The sequence below is a fragment of the Chryseobacterium fluminis genome (assembly GCF_026314945.1).
Lineage (GTDB): Bacteria > Bacteroidota > Bacteroidia > Flavobacteriales > Weeksellaceae > Chryseobacterium > Chryseobacterium fluminis.
In genome coordinates this window covers 2,363,155-2,379,386 of record NZ_CP111121.1, presented here as the reverse complement: position 1 = coordinate 2,379,386, position 16,232 = coordinate 2,363,155, and the positions used below count along the sequence as shown (strand labels likewise).

The window sequence follows — 16,232 nt, the reverse complement described above, 5'->3', positions numbered from 1 at the left end:
TATTACATAATGTATAACTATCAACTTATAAAAATCTCAAAAAACTATAGATAAAATATTTTTTTCCAGTAATTTCAGTCAATATCTAACCGATCAATATCACTTTTATCCAAGTTGATGTTTATGATAACCTGAACTATAAACTAACTTTTCCAAATGGAGGATTCGGAATTTCAAGATTGCCTCTTAGGGTTTCTGCCTCATATTCTGTTCTGAAAATACCCCGATCCTGTAAAATTGGAACAACCAGGTCAATGAAATCACGTAAACCGTGTGGATGGTCTTGCCGTATTAAAAGCATGTCCATTGCACCGACTTCGTACCATTTCTGAATTTGGTCTGCAACCTTTTCAGCGGGCCCGAAAAATTGTGGTCTGGGAAGACTGTTTCTTGGAATGAGCTGCATCAATTCCATATATTTTTCAATTGCGTCTTTTTCTGTTTCGCCAACAATTGGATTTTGTGAAATGGATATAATGAAATCTTCAGGACGTCTTTGTTTGGCAATAAGCTTCTGTCTTATTTTGTCGGACAACGCCGCTGTATCTTCCCAATCATAACCGTGAGTAAACACACCGTCGGTGTAGCTCGTTGCAATTTCCATAAAGTTTTCGGAAGTTCCTGCGGTGTAAAGCACCGGTCTGCCCTGAACTGAACGGCTGATATTTAAAGGACCTTCTACGGAAAAGTAATCACCACGATAGTTGATGTTATGCATTTTGTGATGATTTAAAAAGATTCTCCTTTTCTTATCACGGATAAATGCATCATCTTCATAAGTATCCCAAAGCCCTAAAACGATTTCAATGAATTCTTTATTCATCGGATATTGGTCTCTCTTTGTCAAATGTCCACGGCTGAAATTGACCATTCCGCCAGGATTGGAAGTAATTGCGTTTAAAGAAGCCCTGCCTTTGCTTATTTTGTCCAATGACAGGATTTGTCTTGCAGAGTGCCGTAAGGATCTCCATAGGAAGAAGCAACTGTAGCCGAAAGTCCAATATTTTTTGTCATCACACTGAGTGCAGACATTATACTTATTCCTTCAAACATACTGAGATAATGAGGGATATTCCCAGGACCGACGTGACTTACATCCACTAAAAACAGCGTATCAAATTTTGCAGATTCTGCCAGCTTTGCCTGTTTAATGTAAAAATCAAGGTTCTCACTTGCATCTGAAGGCATTTCCGGATGTTGCCAGGCTACATGATTCCATCCTAGACCATCCAGTATGGCGCCTAATTTTAATTTTTTGCCAGTTTTATTCATTCCGAAGTTTTTAACATAAATAATAATTAGTATCTTATTTTAAAATATTGATTTTTAAGCCCTGTTAATTAAAATCATACATCAGATCTTCTATCAACTCTTTTACCGGCCGAATATTTTTAATATAAGAAATCCCGTTTCCTACCGTAATATATCCTTTGTTGATATCACCGTCCAGCATTCCTGCTTTCAATCCCTGTTCTCCGTACATTTTACTGGCAATCTGATCACGGGTATCGCCTCGTTCATCCATGGCCAAAAGTTCGTGGCTGTAAGGTGTTGGAATAGAACGATAGTAAGCAGGATTTGTTCTGAAGATCAATAAGTCGCTCGCTGTATGGTCAACGATGAGCTGTTTAACATTTTCTGCAGCAGGATTTTCTTCTGTAGCTATAAAAACTGTACCTGCAAAAATTCCTTCAGCTCCCAGAGCCATTGCAGCACGAACAGCCCTGATATCTGCAATTCCGCCAGCTGCCATTACCGGGATATGCACAGCGTCTGAAATCATCGGGACAATTGAAAACGTCCCTATGATTTTATCAGGAACTGTTCCGCCTTCATCAAATCCGGTGGCCACTAGAATATCCACACCTATTCTTTCAGCATATAAAGCATTTTCTACACTTGGATTTAAGGCACGATAAATCGTTTTAATATTGTGGTCTTTAAATTTTTTAACCAATGGTTCGAAATCAAAGTTTTCGATACCGTTTACCAAAATTACTTTTACATCTTCTTCGATTAAAAGATTAGCTATTGTATCAATATCTGTTAAATCGTTAGAAATTACCACAGGAACTGCAAATGGCTTATCAGTCAAAGACTTTACTTTTCGTATCTCTTTTCTAAGCCGGTCTGTTATTTCCTGAAATGAGGTTGGACTTGTTTTTTGACCTGCATGAGGACCAAGCATCCCAAGACCTCCAGCGTTACTTACGGCAGCAACTAATTCTGCGTTAGTAACCCACGACATTGCGCCCTGAACGATTGGATATTTAATTCCTAAAATCTCTGTGATTCTATTTTTCTTATTCGCTTCCATAATGTATCGTCAACATTGTATTGTTTGACGTTGCAAAGCTACGACAATATTACTTTCCTTTTTATAGTACTTTCCTTTAGGAAAGTTAATTTTTCAAATTGGATAAAGTATTTAATTTGACTATCATAATAATAATCACTTTCTTTAATAAAGTAATTTTGTACCTTTGCCTAACATTTGGTTGAATAAACATAACCAAATAGAATCATCATGAGCAAGAAAACATCATATTCAATTTTAGAGCTCGCTATCGTTTCGGAAGGGAGCAGTTTTAAGCAAACTCTTAGCAATTCCCTTGCTTTAGCTAAAGTGGCAGAAGAAAATAATTATACTAGATATTGGTTTGCGGAACACCACAATTCTGAATCGGTTGGTAGCAGTGCAACCTCAATATTGATAGGATATGTTGCTGAAAACACTGAAAAGATCAGAGTCGGTTCAGGCGGAATTATGCTACCCAACCACTCTCCGCTGGTGATTGCAGAACAATTTGGGACATTAGCGCAACTCTATCCAAACAGAATTGATCTGGGCTTGGGACGTGCTCCCGGAACTGATATGCCTACCGCACAAGCCATCCGTTCGGATTTTATGAAAGCTGCACATTCTTTTCCTGCTGAAGTGGAAAAGATTGAGGAGTATTTTTCACTGGAAAATAAAACTTCAAAAGTTAGGGTTCCTATTGCAGAAGGTGTTGACGTTCCGATCTATATTTTAGGCTCAAGTACTGACAGTGCGCATCTGGCAGCAGCGAAAGGATTACCTTATGCCTTTGCAAGTCATTTTGCATCTACTCATTTGCATTCTGCTTTGGAAATTTATCGAAAAGAGTTTCAAGGTTCAGATATTTTGAATGAACCCTACACGATTGCCGGCGCTAATATCATCGTTGCCGATACGGATGAAGAGGCAGAAAGAGCATTCACATCATTGATCAGAATGTTTTTCGGAGTATTAACCGGAAATTCCAAACCATTACAGGCACCCACTGAAATGACTGAAGATTTAATCGAAGTTTTAAAGCATCCGAGCTTGTATCAGATGTTGAAATATTCTTTTGTAGGAAGTAAGCAAACGGTTAAAAAACAGGTAGAAGATTTTATTGACAAAACACAGGTTGATGAGATTATTATGGTTTCTAATATCTTTGCATTGGAAGACAGGATAAAATCGGCACAGCTTTTCGCTGAAATAATGGATGAAGTTAATGCTGAAAAAGCTTCCGTAGTTTAATTAAACTTAATTAAAAAATGGCAAAAAGGAAAGCATACAATGAATGTTTGAATACCGTAAAGCCCGTTAAGGACGCTTTGGAAGTCATTAATGGCAAATGGAAATTGGCGATCATTATTTCAGTCGGTGTGGGAAATGAACGATTTACCGACATTCAGGACAGTATTGAAGGGATTACCCCAAAAGTTTTAGCCAAAGAACTGAAAGATCTGGAACAGCATAAATTGATCAAAAGGATCATCATTGACGACTATCCTGTAAAGATCATTTATAAATCTCAGCCGTACGCAGATACATTGACACCCATTATTTACGCTTTGAAAGAATGGGGAATCAATCATAAAAAAGTTATTTCAAACTAGAAGTTTGTTTCATAAATAGATACAAACTATGAAAAAAAAGAAGTTCTATATTTTAGCAATAGTAGTAATAATTATATTATCTCTGACTTTTTTATGTACATATGAAGAAGGAGTAGCAGGAAGCTGGGGAATGAATAGATCGATTAACTGGGGATGGAACTTTGGGTTTTAGTAAGATTGATCATATTCGATGATTTATAATCTCAAAATACTATAAAAACTGAAATTTAATTTTAAAGTTATAAAAAACACATGCATTTACATAATCTCAAAAAACGTTCTACTTATGAAGAGGTAGGTTAGTTAAAAATAAATATTTGAATTTAGAATAATGACAGAAGAACATGCACAACATGATAGAGAAGCTAAACAAGCGATCATTCATGACGTTGAAAAATATGGTTGTCACTTGGCTTTAATTGAAGCAGATAACTATCTTCCTGCATTTGTTTATACCATTGGCCTGTATAAAAAATTCGGACACCCTGAACTTATATGTTTTGGGTTGAAAACGGATGTGTTGGCATCTATTCTTAATCATGCTTGCGACCTGATAAAAAGTGGACAAACACTCAGTAGTGATAAGCCATATCCGGGATTTTTACAGGATTATAATATACAGCTTCTTGAAGCGGATAAAGAATATTATCCGGATTACATTGGATATGCAGGTTGGTTTAATGATGGTAATTTTAATTTTCCTCTTTTACAGGTTGTATGGCCGGACAAACAGCACCATTTTCCGTGGGATGAAAACTTTAATCCTGCCTGGAAATTTAAACAACCATTGCTGGATAGAAATACGGACTTTAAATTTTACGAAGAGCGCAACTTAGGAGTTTATACTACCAGTCAGGCACTGGAAGGTGATCCTATTTTGTACGTGTATCATAACGATGATGGTGACTGGCAATTTCATACTAGCGACCAGCCTAATATTGATGATGCAAAACTTGTTTGCCTTGAAGAGATCACAGAGCTTGACCCAACGATCAATGAACTTTACCATTTGCAATACGGATGGAGTGCATGGAGAAAAAGTAAGGATGATAACTGGGAATATGAGGAAGATATAGAGGAAAAGCAATGAGGTGAATACCCTCTATTGATCTCAAAAAACGATCTTTAAGTTAATAACCTAACATCATAATCATATTTCGGCTGTACGTTTTCACAACGTGCTTATTTGGAAAAAAAGACTGGAAGAAGGAAGAAAAATTATAATTAAGCATTAAATAGTTATTTCTTTTAAACATTAATACAAATCCGGGATATAATGTAATAAATTTAAACTGGTTTATTTTTAATCAGTAAACGGTAAATAGCCAGGCATCCGGGAATCATGGGAAGGACTGCGGTCCACATCCCGGGAAAATAATAGTGCCTTGTAGTCCTGAAATAGAAGTTCGGCATGTCTGGAATCCGGGTTCCTGCTATAGCTGCAGTCAGCGGATGAGGATCATGAGGAAGCAGGTCAGGAGTAATCAACGGGAAAATAAAATGAGTGAATTCTGCGACTCCCGGACCGATAAAGATAAACCAGGCTACAAATCCGGCAATCGGGATTTTATAATAAAGTCCAAGGGAAGTTAGGGTATATAGTATAGGTCCGATAAGCGCAAACACCATCAGAAAGCTTTTCTCACTCCAAGGAATATCAAAGAGTCTGCTCATGGCCGGTGCAAACCCCATCAGATATTCTTCAACAATATGGATCTGAAGACCTGCAACCGTAAGAATAAAAAGTGGAAGGATGATTCTGGGTTCCACAGGTTTTTTTAAATAAGTGAGCGACCAGCAGATTAGGCCGATTAATGCCGAACCTCCAACAATAATGACGGGTGCAATCCCAATAGTCAGATATCCTATAACCGGAGCAACGACGGTAAAAAAACAGGCTGCGAGAAAGCTCAGTTTCTGCGATAATGATAATGGATTTTTCATAACGAATGGATTTTATCCGAAGGTACCTCCGTTATATGAATCGGCATTTATCAAATGATAAAAACTACTTCATCGCCCTGATCCTGCTTAACGATACTTGGGTAATCCCGAGATAGGAAGCCAGATCAGCCAGGCTGATCCGTTGTAGCAACGGTCCGTATTCTTTCAGAAATTTATGATACGCTGTTTGGGCTTTCTCTTCCAGTGTACCGTTGATTCGGTCCATCATATTCACCGCAGCCAGCGAAATAAGTTTGCGGTAAAAGGTTTCGATGGAGTGGTGCCGTTGACAAAGCATTTCCAGATCATCATAATTAAGACAGGTTATCGTGCTATCTTCAATAGCCAGCACAGAATATGATGAAGGCTGCTGAAGAACAAAACTGTCGAGAACGGTAAACATTCTGCCTTCAGGAAAAAAGCGCATGATAAATTCGCGGGTATCTGTATAAAAGAAGGTTTTCACGAGACCGTTGTCTACAAAATAAATTCGTTTACAGACCATACCAGTTTCCAGGATCAGTTCCCCTTTCCGGTATTTCTTGGGGTAAAGTTTTGTTTCTAAAGCAACTTTGGCTTCGCTTTCAAGAAGGGAAAGTGAAGAAACAAAACTTAGAAAGTCCATTGAATTAGTTGATAGGTTGCTCATTATTAAGGCAAGTTACGAAAACAATATTCTTTTGAATTATGATCCCTTTGATTCACTGCCCTATTTGAAAAGACATTATGGGTAGCGTTAGATTATAGAAAATAAAAAAATTCAAAAACAATACTATGTACGGAAAACTTCTGTGACATAATATTTACAACTTACGTAAGAATCCGTCTCACAACTGAGACGCATTTTCTATTATGACTCCGTGTAGTTATTTTACTACATGAACTTCCATTTTCCACTACAGAGAAAATTTTATCGCCGCCGTAGATTTGTCATGTTCAAGAGAGAACAATTAAACAAAAATAAAAATTAAATACTACTGTCATGATAAAACAAATCGCCATCGCAGCCTTAACTATCGGAGCATTCATACTGGGAACTAATAATGTTCAGGCTCAGAATACTACCGCAACCACCACGGTAAGCATCACGCTGAATGATGTCATCTCTATCGATGCGGGAAGTACTGCCATCACCGGTGCTGTTGCCTTTAACTATGCTACTGCTGCGGATTATAACTCGGAAAAGACAGTAGCCCAGGCCAACGCCCTGAAAGTGACCTCAACCAAAAACTTTAATGTAAAAGTAAAAGCAGGCGGGGCGAGCTTCGTGAACGGAACCAATCTGATCCCGGTAGATGTTTTAACCATCAAAGCTTCAGCAGCTGCAGGAACGATGGGCGGAACTAAAAGCGCAGTTGTTTTATCGGCAACGGATCAGACTTTAGTGGCCAATGCTCCTCTTGGAAGCGCCTTGACCCTGAACCTGGACTATACCATTCCAGCGGCGAAATCATCATCTTCTGATATTTTAGGGAAACCGGCCGGAACGTATACTCAAACAGTAACGTATACCGCGACTGCTTTATAATAAAAAAATAAACAACAAATTTTATATAAGCTCTTACTATTAAAAAGTGCTGAGGCTTCTATTAACTAATACGTGTAATTATTTGATCCGATTAAATTTAAATAATCCTTCTCTGTAACCTGAATTTACACGTCTGAAAAAGGATTAAAAAAATCAAAAGTTAATTGTTTTCATATTAATATTTTGTGATTTGGTGTTTCAAAGGCTTCCTACAGGAGGCCTTTGATTTTTTAAAATAAATTTTGCAGAAACCTAGAAAATTTTAAATCAACTAAAATATTCTAATCAATGCAATAGATTGTATCTGAAGCGAATTCTTTTTACACCCTTGTTACCAGGATGTCTCATTTTTAATTTAATTACTGTTTAACTGTTTATAAAGTCTTGCATCAGGTCATCTATTAATTCTTTCGCAGGACGAATCTCTTTGGCTAAGCTTACGGCCGAACCAGCATTGATGAAATCATTTTCTGCATCGCCTGAAATCACTCCCGATTTTTCGGATTTTTTGTCCGTCATTTTTTTAGCTACTTCCATTAAGGATGCGCCATTTTTGTTCATTTCCACCAGTTCGGTCGTTAACGCTGTGGGGATGGAACGCAGTATCCCTACTGTAGAACGGAATAAATGAAGATCTTCGGCAGTATGATGTAACATCTTCTCTTTTAGGTTTAGTGCCAATGGATTCTCTTTAGTTGTCATAAAAGTTGTACCGGCGTATACACCTTCTGCCCCCAATGCGAAAGCAGCACGCACGCTCCGCACATCGCCGATTCCTCCTGCTGCCAAAATAGGAATACTTTTAATATTATCTGCAATCAGTGGCAAGATGGAAAACGTTCCTATTTGCGAATCTGGAGCAAGTCCTCCTGAGTCGAAGCCTGTCGCTACAAATATGTCAACTCCACTCTTTTCCGCTTTTTTTGCACTCTCAATTGTAGGAATAGTGGGACGGAGCATTATTTTGATGCCGTATTGCTTGAGTCTCTCAATTGTTTCGCTGTAATCTGTGTCATCGACCGAAACAGCCGCCATGGCGGGTACACTTTCTTCAATAGCCAATTCTATCATCGGTCCCGAGTAGGTCATATCTTTGGCAAGTAAAATATTTAGCCCAAAGGGTTTGCTGGTCAATTTTTTCACCTTACGAATTTCTTTACGCATTCTTTCAACCGTTTCTTGAATTGAAGGTGTTATACTGTCTTGTCCAGCATTTGCAGCCAGTACACCTAATCCACCTGCATTGCTCACGGCGGCTACGAGCTCGGCGTTGGTAAGCCAAGACATTGGGGCCTGTACAATAGGATATCGGATACCTAAAATTTCTGTAACTCTGTTGTCCATATTTTTTCTTTTAACAAGAACAAAGTTAGTGATATATGCTATCGAATTAATAGTACTTACCTAAAGGAAAGTGATATTAAGAACAGCCCAGGTAGGTCAAATGCAAATCTTAGTACAGGCTAAACTTTTTTAATTACACTTTGAGGGAAGAGCTTTTTGCGATGATTTTGGCCCCAGTTTCTAAGGATTTCAACGATAGGCGTTATCGATTGAGCATATGGTTCTGCTTTATATAGAATTTTTACAGGATAATCTTCAACAACTACACGTTTGATCAATTGATGCTCCTCAAGATCCTTTAGCTCTTTTGCCAGTACTTTCGGAGAAATACAGGGAATACTGTTTTGGATATCCGTAAAACGCTCATTTCCGAACATAACCGATACAATGATAGGAATTTTCCACTTGCCGTTAAAAACGTCTAATGCATCCCGCAACGGATTAATTGTCTCTGAACAGCAAATGAATGATTGTTTTTTTGCCATATTTTATTGTTTTAAATTACACTTTATAGTGCTATAATATTATAGAAACCTACGCAAAGTACGGTAACCTCAGGGCGTTTTGCATATCAGTTGCCTTCTTTTGATCGTTTTGACATGAAGTCGTATGCTATCAAAATTAGTAAACCAAATATGATTTTTACGCAGAGGCTGATAAATAATATCTCATTTCTTTTTATCTTGATTATGGTTAGCCTTTTTATATGTAAATGTTAATAATCAGGATATAAACAAATGAATATCTTTTATGCTATTTGTGCATGTTGCTCGCTTCCGCCCAACCGTTAGGAGGCTAATTTTTGATTTTTTTTGTTTATAATGATGATTAACCAAAAAATTCTCAAAAAACGATAAATATTTAAAAAAGTAAGTTTTGATCGACGATTTGCTGAACGTATCTAAAGGTAGTTTCGTCAATCCAAAAAAAAGTTAGATGAAATAGATAGGTAAGTACTTAATAATCAATCATCAAAATGAAATTTTATATTAGCAGTTGAAGAGTGGATAAAGTATCAGAAAATACAAAGATTTACAAATTATTAATTCCTTTTATCAAATATTTCAGGTTTAACAGTATGTTCTAAAAGCTTGTGTACAAGCTTGAAGATATGTTGTTAAGTTCTCTTATCATCCCAGTACAGGTAATTTAGCTCAATGTACACGGAAGTTGTAGCCAGAAGGTACTTCCCTTGTTCAGTTCACTGCATGCCCAAATTCTTCCATTATGCTGCGAGACTATTTCCTTGCATAGATAAAGTCCAAGACCAAGACCTGAAATATTTTTTTTATTATTAACCCGATAAAATCTAGTGAATAATTCATTGAGCTTATCAGACGGTATGCCTAATCCATAATCCTTTACTCCTATCTTAAAATGCTTATTTTCTTTGCTTAGGAATACTTCAATGAGATTTGTATCTGTTGAATAGCGAATAGCATTAGTAAGCAAATTGGTAATTACCTGCTCCAAACGATGGGCATCACCATCAACATAGAGAGAATCTACATCGGTAGTGAGAATGATAGTGAAATCATTTTCGGAAAGTCTTATCAGTTCTATAGTATCTTCCAATAGAGTACGGACATTAAATTTTTCAATTTTTAACACCAGTTTTCCGGCCTCAATTTTTGATACATCTAATAGGTCAGAGATTAGATTGTTTAGCTTTAAAGCTTGTGCCTGTGCTTTTTGTACAAATGAATGAGTTTTTTCGTCAGTAGTAAATCTGGGAATAATCTGAAGATATGCCTGCATACTTGATAATGGAGTTCTAAGCTCATGACTCGCCAATGCAATAAATTCATCTTTTTTAGAATTTAATTCCTTTAATTTATCCAGCAACTCAGCTTTCTCCTGTTGTGCTTTTTGTTGATCACTGATATCCCTTGCAATTTTCGACGCCCCTATAATTTTACCATAATCATCAATAACGGGGGATACTGTTACTGAGATTGGGACAAGTTCACCGTTTTTTCTCTTTCTAATGGTTTCAAAATGGTCAACTTTTTTCCCTGATCTTACCTGACCTATTATAAAATCCTCTTCAGATAATCTGTCATCTGGAATTATCAGTGAAATATGACGGCCTACCGCTTCATTTGAAAGATATCCAAACATTCTTTCGGCAGCCGGATTCCAGCTTGTAATAATTCCATCAAGTGATTTACTGACAATGGCATCATCACTTGACATAATAATCGCATTTAGCAATGCTTGCTTTTCTTCCAATCCGTTAAATCTTTCCATCAATATTTTCTTAAAGAGAATTATGGCAAATTTATATTTTTTTACAGACAAATTTAAAATATAGAACCTGTTTAAACTTTTATTTCCTGAGAAATAGCATAGCGAAGGCAATTTAATGTAGATTAATGCATGTTATATTGAGTGTTTAATACCTTACTGGTAAGGCTTTGAAGCTATCGACTAAGCAAATTGAGACATCAAAAAATAAGTTCTGCAATATTCACGTTCGAATGCAAGAGCATCAAAGGTACTTTTAGGAAAAACGTAAGGAACTTATACTCAAAAAACACCTTATCCTACCACTGCATGGAAATAAACAGTAATTTTATATACGCCCTCAACACGCAAAGTGTTGAGGGCTTCTTTATGTATACCCGATAAATAATCCATGTAGTTATTTTACTACATCAACTTCCATTTTCCACTACAGAGAAAATTTTATTGCCGCCATAGATTTGTCATGTTCAAAAGAGAACAATTAAACAAAAATAAAAATTAAATACTATTGTCATGATAAAACAAATTGCCATCGCAGCCTTAACAATCGGAGCATTCATACTGGGAACTAACAATGTTCAGGCTCAGAATACCACCGCCACCACAACGGTAAGCATCACCCTGAATGATGTCATTTCTATCGATGCGGGAAGTACTGCCATCACCGGTGCTGTTGCCTTCAACTATGCTACTGCTGCGGATTATAACTCGGAAAAGACAGTAGCCCAGGCCAACGCCCTGAAAGTAACCTCAACAAAGAACTTTAATGTAAAAGTAAAAGCAGGCGGTGCGAGCTTCGTGAACGGAACCAACCTGATCCCGGTAGATGTTTTAACCATCAAAGCTTCAGCTGCTTCAGGAACGATGGGGGGAACAAAAAGTGCTGTAGTTTTATCGGCAACGGATCAGACTTTAGTGGCTAATGCTCCGCTTGGAAGCGCCTTGACCCTTAATCTGGACTATACCATTCCAGCCGCAAAATCATCATCTTCTGATATTTTAGGGAAACCGGCCGGAACGTATACACAAACCGTAACGTATACCGCGACTGCTTTATAATAAAAAATAAACAACAATTTTTATATAAGCTCTTACTATTAAAAGTGCTGAGGCTTCTATTAACTAATAGGTGTAGTTATTTTGATCTGATTAAATTTAAATAATCCTTCTCTGTAACCTGACTTCATGGGTCAAAGAAGGATTAAAAAAACAATAAAAGTAAAATTTTTTATATATTAATATTTTGTGATTTGGTGTTTCAAAGGCTTCCGTAAGGGGCCTTTGATTTTTTAAAATAAATTTTGCAAAAACCTGAAAAATTTTAAATCAACTAAAGCAGTTTACAAGATTCAGAAATGAGATGTTCTAGAATTTACAACTTAAATTATTTTAAACAGGAATTTTATATACGCCCTCAGCACGCAAAGTGTTGAGGGCTTCTTTATGTATACCCGATGAATAATCCGTAGTTATTTTACTACAAGAACTTCCATTTTCCACTACAGAGAAAATTTTATCGCCGCCGTAGATTTGTCATGTTCAAAGGAGAACAATTAAATAAAAATAAAAATTAAATACTACTGTCATGATAAAACAAATCGCCATCGCAGCCTTAACTATCGGAGCATTCATACTGGGAACTAATAATGTTCAGGCTCAGAATACTACCGCAACCACAACGGTAAGCATTACGCTGAATGATGTCATCTCTATCGATGCGGGAAGTACTGCCATTGCCGGTGCTGTTGCCTTTAACTATGTTACTGCTGCGGATTATAACTCGGAAAAAACAGTAGCCCAGGCCAACGCTCTGAAAGTAACCTCAACCAAGAACTTTAATGTAAAAGTAAAAGCAGGCGGGGCGAGCTTCGTGAACGGAACCAACCTGATCCCGGTAGATGTTTTAACCATCAAAGCTTCAGCAGCTGCAGGAACCATGGGCGGAACAAAAAGTGCTGTAGTTTTATCGGCAGCAGATCAGACTTTAGTGGCTAATGCTCCCCTTGGAAGCGCCTTGACCCTGAACCTGGACTATACCATTCCTGCCGCAAAATCATCTTCTTCTGATATTTTAGGGAAACCGGCCGGAACGTACACACAAACCGTGACGTATACTGCAACTGCTTTATAATAAAATAAACAACAATTTTTATATAAGCTCTTAGTATTAGAAAGCGCTGAGGCTTCTATTAACTAATACGTGTAATTATTTTGATCTGATTAAATTTAAATAATCCTTCTCTGTAACCTGACTTATGGGTCAAAGAAGGATTAAAAAACAATAAAAGTAAAATTTTTTATATATTAATATTTTGTGATTTGGTGTTTCAAAGGCTTCCGCAAGGGGCCTTTGATTTTTTAAAATAAATTTGCCGAAACCTGGAAAATTTTAAATCAACTAAAGCATTTTACGGGATCAAACTCACGTTGTTTAGTTGTGATACACTTTCTTTTCTATGTGAACCAATGAATAATCCGTGTAGTTATTTTACTACATGAACTTCCATTTTCCGCTACAGAGAAAATTTTATCGCCGCCGTAGATTTGTCATGTTCAAAAGAGAACAATTAAATAAAAATAAAAATTAAATACTACTGTCATGATAAAACAAATCGCCATCGCAGCCTTAACTATCGGAGCATTCATACTGGGAACTAACAATGTTCAGGCCCAGAATACTACCGCAACCACTACGGTAAGCATCACGCTGAATGATGTCATCTCTATCGATGCGGGAAGTACTGCCATTACCGGTGCTGTTGCCTTCAACTATGCTACTGCTGCGGATTATAACTCGGAAAAGACAGTAGCCCAGGCCAACGCCCTGAAAGTAACCTCAACCAAGAACTTTAATGTAAAAGTAAAAGCAGGCGGTGCGAGCTTTGTGAACGGAACCAACCTGATCCCGGTAGATGTTTTAACCATCAAAGCTTCTGCAGCTGCAGGAACCATGGGCGGAACTAAAAGTGCAGTTGTTTTATCGGCAGCAGATCAGACTTTAGTAGCCAATGCTCCTCTTGGAAGCGCCTTGACCCTGAATCTGGACTATACCATTCCTGCCGCGAAATCATCTTCTTCTGATATTTTAGGGAAACCGGCCGGAACGTATACTCAAACAGTAACGTATACCGCAACTGCTTTATAATAAAAACAACAGGAATTTTATATACGCCCTCAACACGCAAAGTGTTGAGGGCTTTTACATTAACTAATATGTGTAGTTATTAATGTGATTAACTTGGAATGATAACCTCTTGAACCTTACTTTATATGTCTAAAAAGTATAAAAAAAATGATCACATTAAAAGGTGAAAACCACAGCGATTAATCAATGTGGTTTTGCTATTTAGTAAAGTAGTCTTAATTTTTAAAGTTAAATTTTTTAATTCCTTCAGAGGTAGTTGGAGTAAATAAATTCACCAGATTTCCGTCAGGATCTCTAAATAGAAGAGACTTATTTCCCCAAGGCATTAACGTTGGCTTCTGAACGATATATGGTTCTAAAAAAGGGGCCAATCTTGTGTACTCCTTTTCTACGTCATCAACCATAAATTCGATAATTGCCGTATGGTTTTGAGCAGCCTGAGTGACACTTTCACCACCAAAAAACTGAAGTGTATTAACACTTCCAATAGCCAAAGTAGCTGTTTTCGTCTTCAGTTCTGCAAAATCAGGAGTAAAGCGTTTTAAAGTCAGGTTTGTGATGTGTTCATAAAATTTTACTAAAGCCTCTATATCGGCAGTGATTATTCTAATAGACACTAAATTCATATTATTTAATTTTCTGATACAAAAATAAGCTTACTTTGTGACAACAGTTTGTCAGTAGTTATCGTTATTTTAGAATTGTAAATGAAATAATTATAAACATTTCTTTAACTTGGATTGGAACAGTTTGATGATATCCTTATTATGTATTCTAAATTATAATTGTTGACATTTGGAAAGTATTGGGCATTTTAAAAAGTTTGAAAATGGATTTATTCTCTGAGATTAATATTATTTTGACGAGTAGTTTACAGAAAATAGTAGTCTCAAAAACGATAGATTCCGGTGGAAAGATTTTTTTGAGCTACCGCCCACTTCGAGTTAACTTTTATTAGCCTGATTTAAATTCACGTAATAAATCCTTTCTCTGTAGGAATGATAAACACAAGATATAAATTATAAAATTTTACTCTGAAGATTTAATAATTATTTACCGGTAGTATAAGGCTGGTCAATGTAATAGAATTGTTGAGTATAACTTGAATAATAAAGAAAGTTTCCATCCAAAATTTTGCTAATACAGTAACCTGGAAGAATAAAGTTCAGGATATCTATTAATTTGTATGATAATTGTATTTAACATAATATAACCCAATCTAAATTATAATAATATGAAAAATTTAATTGTAGCAGCATTATTTGTAGCAGGAGGTTTCTCCACTGTGTCTGCGCAGACAGTACCCAGAAACAATACAAATACCGGAACGATGAACAGTAGCAGCGGAACGGTCAATAACGGCACTAATGGCACATTGAACGGCAACAGCACGATCAATAACGGAACGATGAACAGTAATGGCACCCTTAACAGCGGTACGGGAACTCTAAACACCGGAACCAATGGCACACTGAACAGTAATGGTACTTTGAATAGCGGTATGGGAACTTTAAACACCGGGACCAATGGTACATTGAATAATGGTACTAACGGTACGTTAAACGGTAATAGTACGATAAATAACGGAACTAATAGTACGATGAATAGTAACGGTACCATAAATGGTGCCTTAAATGCTACAGGGACTAATACTACCGGAACAACCAGCACTATGGACAATACTACCAATCGGAAAAATAAAGATGGAATAAAGAGCAATAGAAAAACGAAGAAGTAAAAATAATTCATGAACAGAACTTCAAATCCTGAAAGATAGACTGTCCCCAAAAGTTTAGACAAAATTAAGTAATATTTTTAAGAAAGAGTTCGGTACTGTACCGGACTCTTTCCCTTTAGATTAAGTCTAATTCTGTCGTTATTATAGTAATTGATATATTCTTTTATTTCTTTTTTCAGTTCCTCAGTGGTCTTAAATTTTCTGGTATAGAACATCTCTAATTTTAGTACTCCGAAGAGGTTTTCTATTACCGCATTGGCCAGACAGTTCCCTTTGCAGGACATACTTTGAATGATTACTTTTTTTCAATAAATACTCACAGGCTTTCATCTGATATTGCCAACCCTTATCAGAATGCAGAATAATGCTTTCGG

Annotated in this window: 18 protein-coding genes; 8 read left to right on the top strand and 10 right to left on the bottom strand. The window is 36.7% G+C overall.

Annotated features, from left to right (window positions below; all coding sequences use genetic code 11):
* Window positions 1-136: 136 nt before the first annotated feature.
* From ODZ84_RS10865 to ODZ84_RS10855, 3 genes are all read right to left on the bottom strand, one after another.
* On the bottom strand, window positions 137-931 hold the full coding sequence (locus ODZ84_RS10865) for an LLM class flavin-dependent oxidoreductase (protein WP_266177094.1): 795 nt from the start codon (window positions 929-931) through the stop codon (window positions 137-139).
* Window positions 919-1,272: an LLM class oxidoreductase gene (locus ODZ84_RS10860; RefSeq protein WP_266177093.1), complete on the bottom strand. Its 354-nt coding sequence runs from the start codon at window positions 1,270-1,272 to the stop codon at window positions 919-921. The genes ODZ84_RS10865 and ODZ84_RS10860 overlap by 13 nt, the downstream gene beginning before the upstream one ends.
* 64 nt (window positions 1,273-1,336) lie before the next feature.
* Window positions 1,337-2,317 carry an NAD(P)H-dependent flavin oxidoreductase gene (locus ODZ84_RS10855; protein WP_266177092.1) on the bottom strand — a complete coding sequence of 327 codons (981 nt, stop codon included), beginning with the start codon at window positions 2,315-2,317 and terminating at the stop codon, window positions 1,337-1,339.
* A gap of 207 nt (window positions 2,318-2,524) precedes the next feature.
* Between ODZ84_RS10855 and ODZ84_RS10850 the strand changes: the two genes are divergently transcribed.
* The 3 genes from ODZ84_RS10850 (at window position 2,525) to ODZ84_RS10840 (ending at window position 5,002) form a co-directional block, all read left to right on the top strand.
* The gene (locus ODZ84_RS10850) at window positions 2,525-3,550 is read left to right on the top strand and encodes an LLM class flavin-dependent oxidoreductase (protein WP_266177357.1); all 1,026 of its coding nucleotides are present in this window, start codon (window positions 2,525-2,527) and stop codon (window positions 3,548-3,550) included.
* A 17-nt stretch (window positions 3,551-3,567) separates the two neighbouring features.
* Window positions 3,568-3,912, top strand: coding sequence for a winged helix-turn-helix transcriptional regulator (locus tag ODZ84_RS10845; RefSeq protein ID WP_266177091.1), 345 nt, complete (start codon window positions 3,568-3,570; stop codon window positions 3,910-3,912).
* Between the two features lie 331 nt (window positions 3,913-4,243).
* On the top strand, window positions 4,244-5,002 hold the full coding sequence (locus ODZ84_RS10840) for a DUF4262 domain-containing protein (RefSeq protein ID WP_266177089.1): 759 nt from the start codon (window positions 4,244-4,246) through the stop codon (window positions 5,000-5,002).
* Window positions 5,003-5,199: 197 nt separating this feature from the next.
* On the opposite strand, the gene ODZ84_RS10835 is transcribed toward ODZ84_RS10840, so the two are convergent.
* Window positions 5,200-5,856 carry a hypothetical protein gene (locus ODZ84_RS10835; RefSeq protein ID WP_266177088.1) on the bottom strand — a complete coding sequence of 219 codons (657 nt, stop codon included), beginning with the start codon at window positions 5,854-5,856 and terminating at the stop codon, window positions 5,200-5,202.
* Window positions 5,857-5,920: 64 nt separating this feature from the next.
* A complete protein-coding gene (locus tag ODZ84_RS10830) occupies window positions 5,921-6,481 on the bottom strand; it encodes a Crp/Fnr family transcriptional regulator (RefSeq protein ID WP_266177087.1) in 561 nt (186 codons plus the stop codon).
* A gap of 357 nt (window positions 6,482-6,838) precedes the next feature.
* On the opposite strand from ODZ84_RS10830, the gene ODZ84_RS10825 reads away from it, so the two are divergent.
* Entirely contained in the window at window positions 6,839-7,384 is a 546-nt protein-coding gene (locus tag ODZ84_RS10825) for a peptidoglycan-binding protein LysM (RefSeq protein WP_266177073.1), read from the top strand.
* Window positions 7,385-7,750: 366 nt separating this feature from the next.
* On the opposite strand, the gene ODZ84_RS10820 is transcribed toward ODZ84_RS10825, so the two are convergent.
* The 3 genes from ODZ84_RS10820 to ODZ84_RS10810 all read right to left on the bottom strand — a co-directional run bounded on the left by ODZ84_RS10820 (window position 7,751) and on the right by ODZ84_RS10810 (window position 11,029).
* Window positions 7,751-8,761 carry an NAD(P)H-dependent flavin oxidoreductase gene (locus ODZ84_RS10820; RefSeq protein ID WP_266177355.1) on the bottom strand — a complete coding sequence of 337 codons (1,011 nt, stop codon included), beginning with the start codon at window positions 8,759-8,761 and terminating at the stop codon, window positions 7,751-7,753.
* 86 nt (window positions 8,762-8,847) lie between these two features.
* The gene (locus ODZ84_RS10815) at window positions 8,848-9,213 is read right to left on the bottom strand and encodes a winged helix-turn-helix transcriptional regulator (RefSeq protein ID WP_266177086.1); all 366 of its coding nucleotides are present in this window, start codon (window positions 9,211-9,213) and stop codon (window positions 8,848-8,850) included.
* A gap of 664 nt (window positions 9,214-9,877) precedes the next feature.
* Window positions 9,878-11,029, bottom strand: coding sequence for a PAS domain-containing sensor histidine kinase (locus tag ODZ84_RS10810; RefSeq protein WP_266177085.1), 1,152 nt, complete (start codon window positions 11,027-11,029; stop codon window positions 9,878-9,880).
* Between the two features lie 459 nt (window positions 11,030-11,488).
* On the opposite strand from ODZ84_RS10810, the gene ODZ84_RS10805 reads away from it, so the two are divergent.
* The 3 genes from ODZ84_RS10805 (at window position 11,489) to ODZ84_RS10795 (ending at window position 14,120) form a co-directional block, all read left to right on the top strand.
* A complete protein-coding gene (locus ODZ84_RS10805; RefSeq protein ID WP_266177083.1) occupies window positions 11,489-12,034 on the top strand; it encodes a peptidoglycan-binding protein LysM in 546 nt (181 codons plus the stop codon).
* 526 nt (window positions 12,035-12,560) lie between these two features.
* The gene (locus ODZ84_RS10800) at window positions 12,561-13,106 is read left to right on the top strand and encodes a peptidoglycan-binding protein LysM (protein WP_266177081.1); all 546 of its coding nucleotides are present in this window, start codon (window positions 12,561-12,563) and stop codon (window positions 13,104-13,106) included.
* A gap of 468 nt (window positions 13,107-13,574) precedes the next feature.
* The gene (locus ODZ84_RS10795) at window positions 13,575-14,120 is read left to right on the top strand and encodes a peptidoglycan-binding protein LysM (RefSeq protein ID WP_266177079.1); all 546 of its coding nucleotides are present in this window, start codon (window positions 13,575-13,577) and stop codon (window positions 14,118-14,120) included.
* A gap of 215 nt (window positions 14,121-14,335) precedes the next feature.
* On the opposite strand, the gene ODZ84_RS10790 is transcribed toward ODZ84_RS10795, so the two are convergent.
* Window positions 14,336-14,746, bottom strand: coding sequence for a VOC family protein (locus tag ODZ84_RS10790; RefSeq protein ID WP_266177076.1), 411 nt, complete (start codon window positions 14,744-14,746; stop codon window positions 14,336-14,338).
* 608 nt (window positions 14,747-15,354) lie between these two features.
* Between ODZ84_RS10790 and ODZ84_RS10785 the strand changes: the two genes are divergently transcribed.
* Window positions 15,355-15,858, top strand: a complete 504-nt coding sequence (locus ODZ84_RS10785) for a hypothetical protein (RefSeq protein ID WP_266177075.1) — start codon at window positions 15,355-15,357, stop codon at window positions 15,856-15,858.
* 77 nt (window positions 15,859-15,935) lie between these two features.
* On the opposite strand, the gene ODZ84_RS10780 is transcribed toward ODZ84_RS10785, so the two are convergent.
* Window positions 15,936-16,142: an IS3 family transposase gene (locus tag ODZ84_RS10780; RefSeq protein ID WP_266177074.1), complete on the bottom strand. Its 207-nt coding sequence runs from the start codon at window positions 16,140-16,142 to the stop codon at window positions 15,936-15,938.
* Window positions 16,143-16,232 lie beyond the last annotated feature (90 nt).

What these genes read in the sequence shown, in the direction of transcription:
- ODZ84_RS10860 (WP_266177093.1), bottom strand. Translation starts at nt 1,272, where the DNA reads ATGAATAAAACTGGCAAAAAATTAAAATTAGGCGCCATACTGGATGGT.
- ODZ84_RS10855 (WP_266177092.1), bottom strand. Translation starts at nt 2,317, where the DNA reads ATGGAAGCGAATAAGAAAAATAGAATCACAGAGATTTTAGGAATTAAA.
- ODZ84_RS10845 (WP_266177091.1), top strand. Translation starts at nt 3,568, where the DNA reads ATGGCAAAAAGGAAAGCATACAATGAATGTTTGAATACCGTAAAGCCC.
- ODZ84_RS10840 (WP_266177089.1), top strand. Translation starts at nt 4,244, where the DNA reads ATGACAGAAGAACATGCACAACATGATAGAGAAGCTAAACAAGCGATC.
- ODZ84_RS10835 (WP_266177088.1), bottom strand. Translation starts at nt 5,856, where the DNA reads ATGAAAAATCCATTATCATTATCGCAGAAACTGAGCTTTCTCGCAGCC.
- ODZ84_RS10830 (WP_266177087.1), bottom strand. Translation starts at nt 6,481, where the DNA reads ATGGACTTTCTAAGTTTTGTTTCTTCACTTTCCCTTCTTGAAAGCGAA.
- ODZ84_RS10825 (WP_266177073.1), top strand. Translation starts at nt 6,839, where the DNA reads ATGATAAAACAAATCGCCATCGCAGCCTTAACTATCGGAGCATTCATA.
- ODZ84_RS10815 (WP_266177086.1), bottom strand. Translation starts at nt 9,213, where the DNA reads ATGGCAAAAAAACAATCATTCATTTGCTGTTCAGAGACAATTAATCCG.
- ODZ84_RS10805 (WP_266177083.1), top strand. Translation starts at nt 11,489, where the DNA reads ATGATAAAACAAATTGCCATCGCAGCCTTAACAATCGGAGCATTCATA.
- ODZ84_RS10800 (WP_266177081.1), top strand. Translation starts at nt 12,561, where the DNA reads ATGATAAAACAAATCGCCATCGCAGCCTTAACTATCGGAGCATTCATA.
- ODZ84_RS10795 (WP_266177079.1), top strand. Translation starts at nt 13,575, where the DNA reads ATGATAAAACAAATCGCCATCGCAGCCTTAACTATCGGAGCATTCATA.
- ODZ84_RS10790 (WP_266177076.1), bottom strand. Translation starts at nt 14,746, where the DNA reads ATGAATTTAGTGTCTATTAGAATAATCACTGCCGATATAGAGGCTTTA.
- ODZ84_RS10785 (WP_266177075.1), top strand. Translation starts at nt 15,355, where the DNA reads ATGAAAAATTTAATTGTAGCAGCATTATTTGTAGCAGGAGGTTTCTCC.
- ODZ84_RS10780 (WP_266177074.1), bottom strand. Translation starts at nt 16,142, where the DNA reads ATGTCCTGCAAAGGGAACTGTCTGGCCAATGCGGTAATAGAAAACCTC.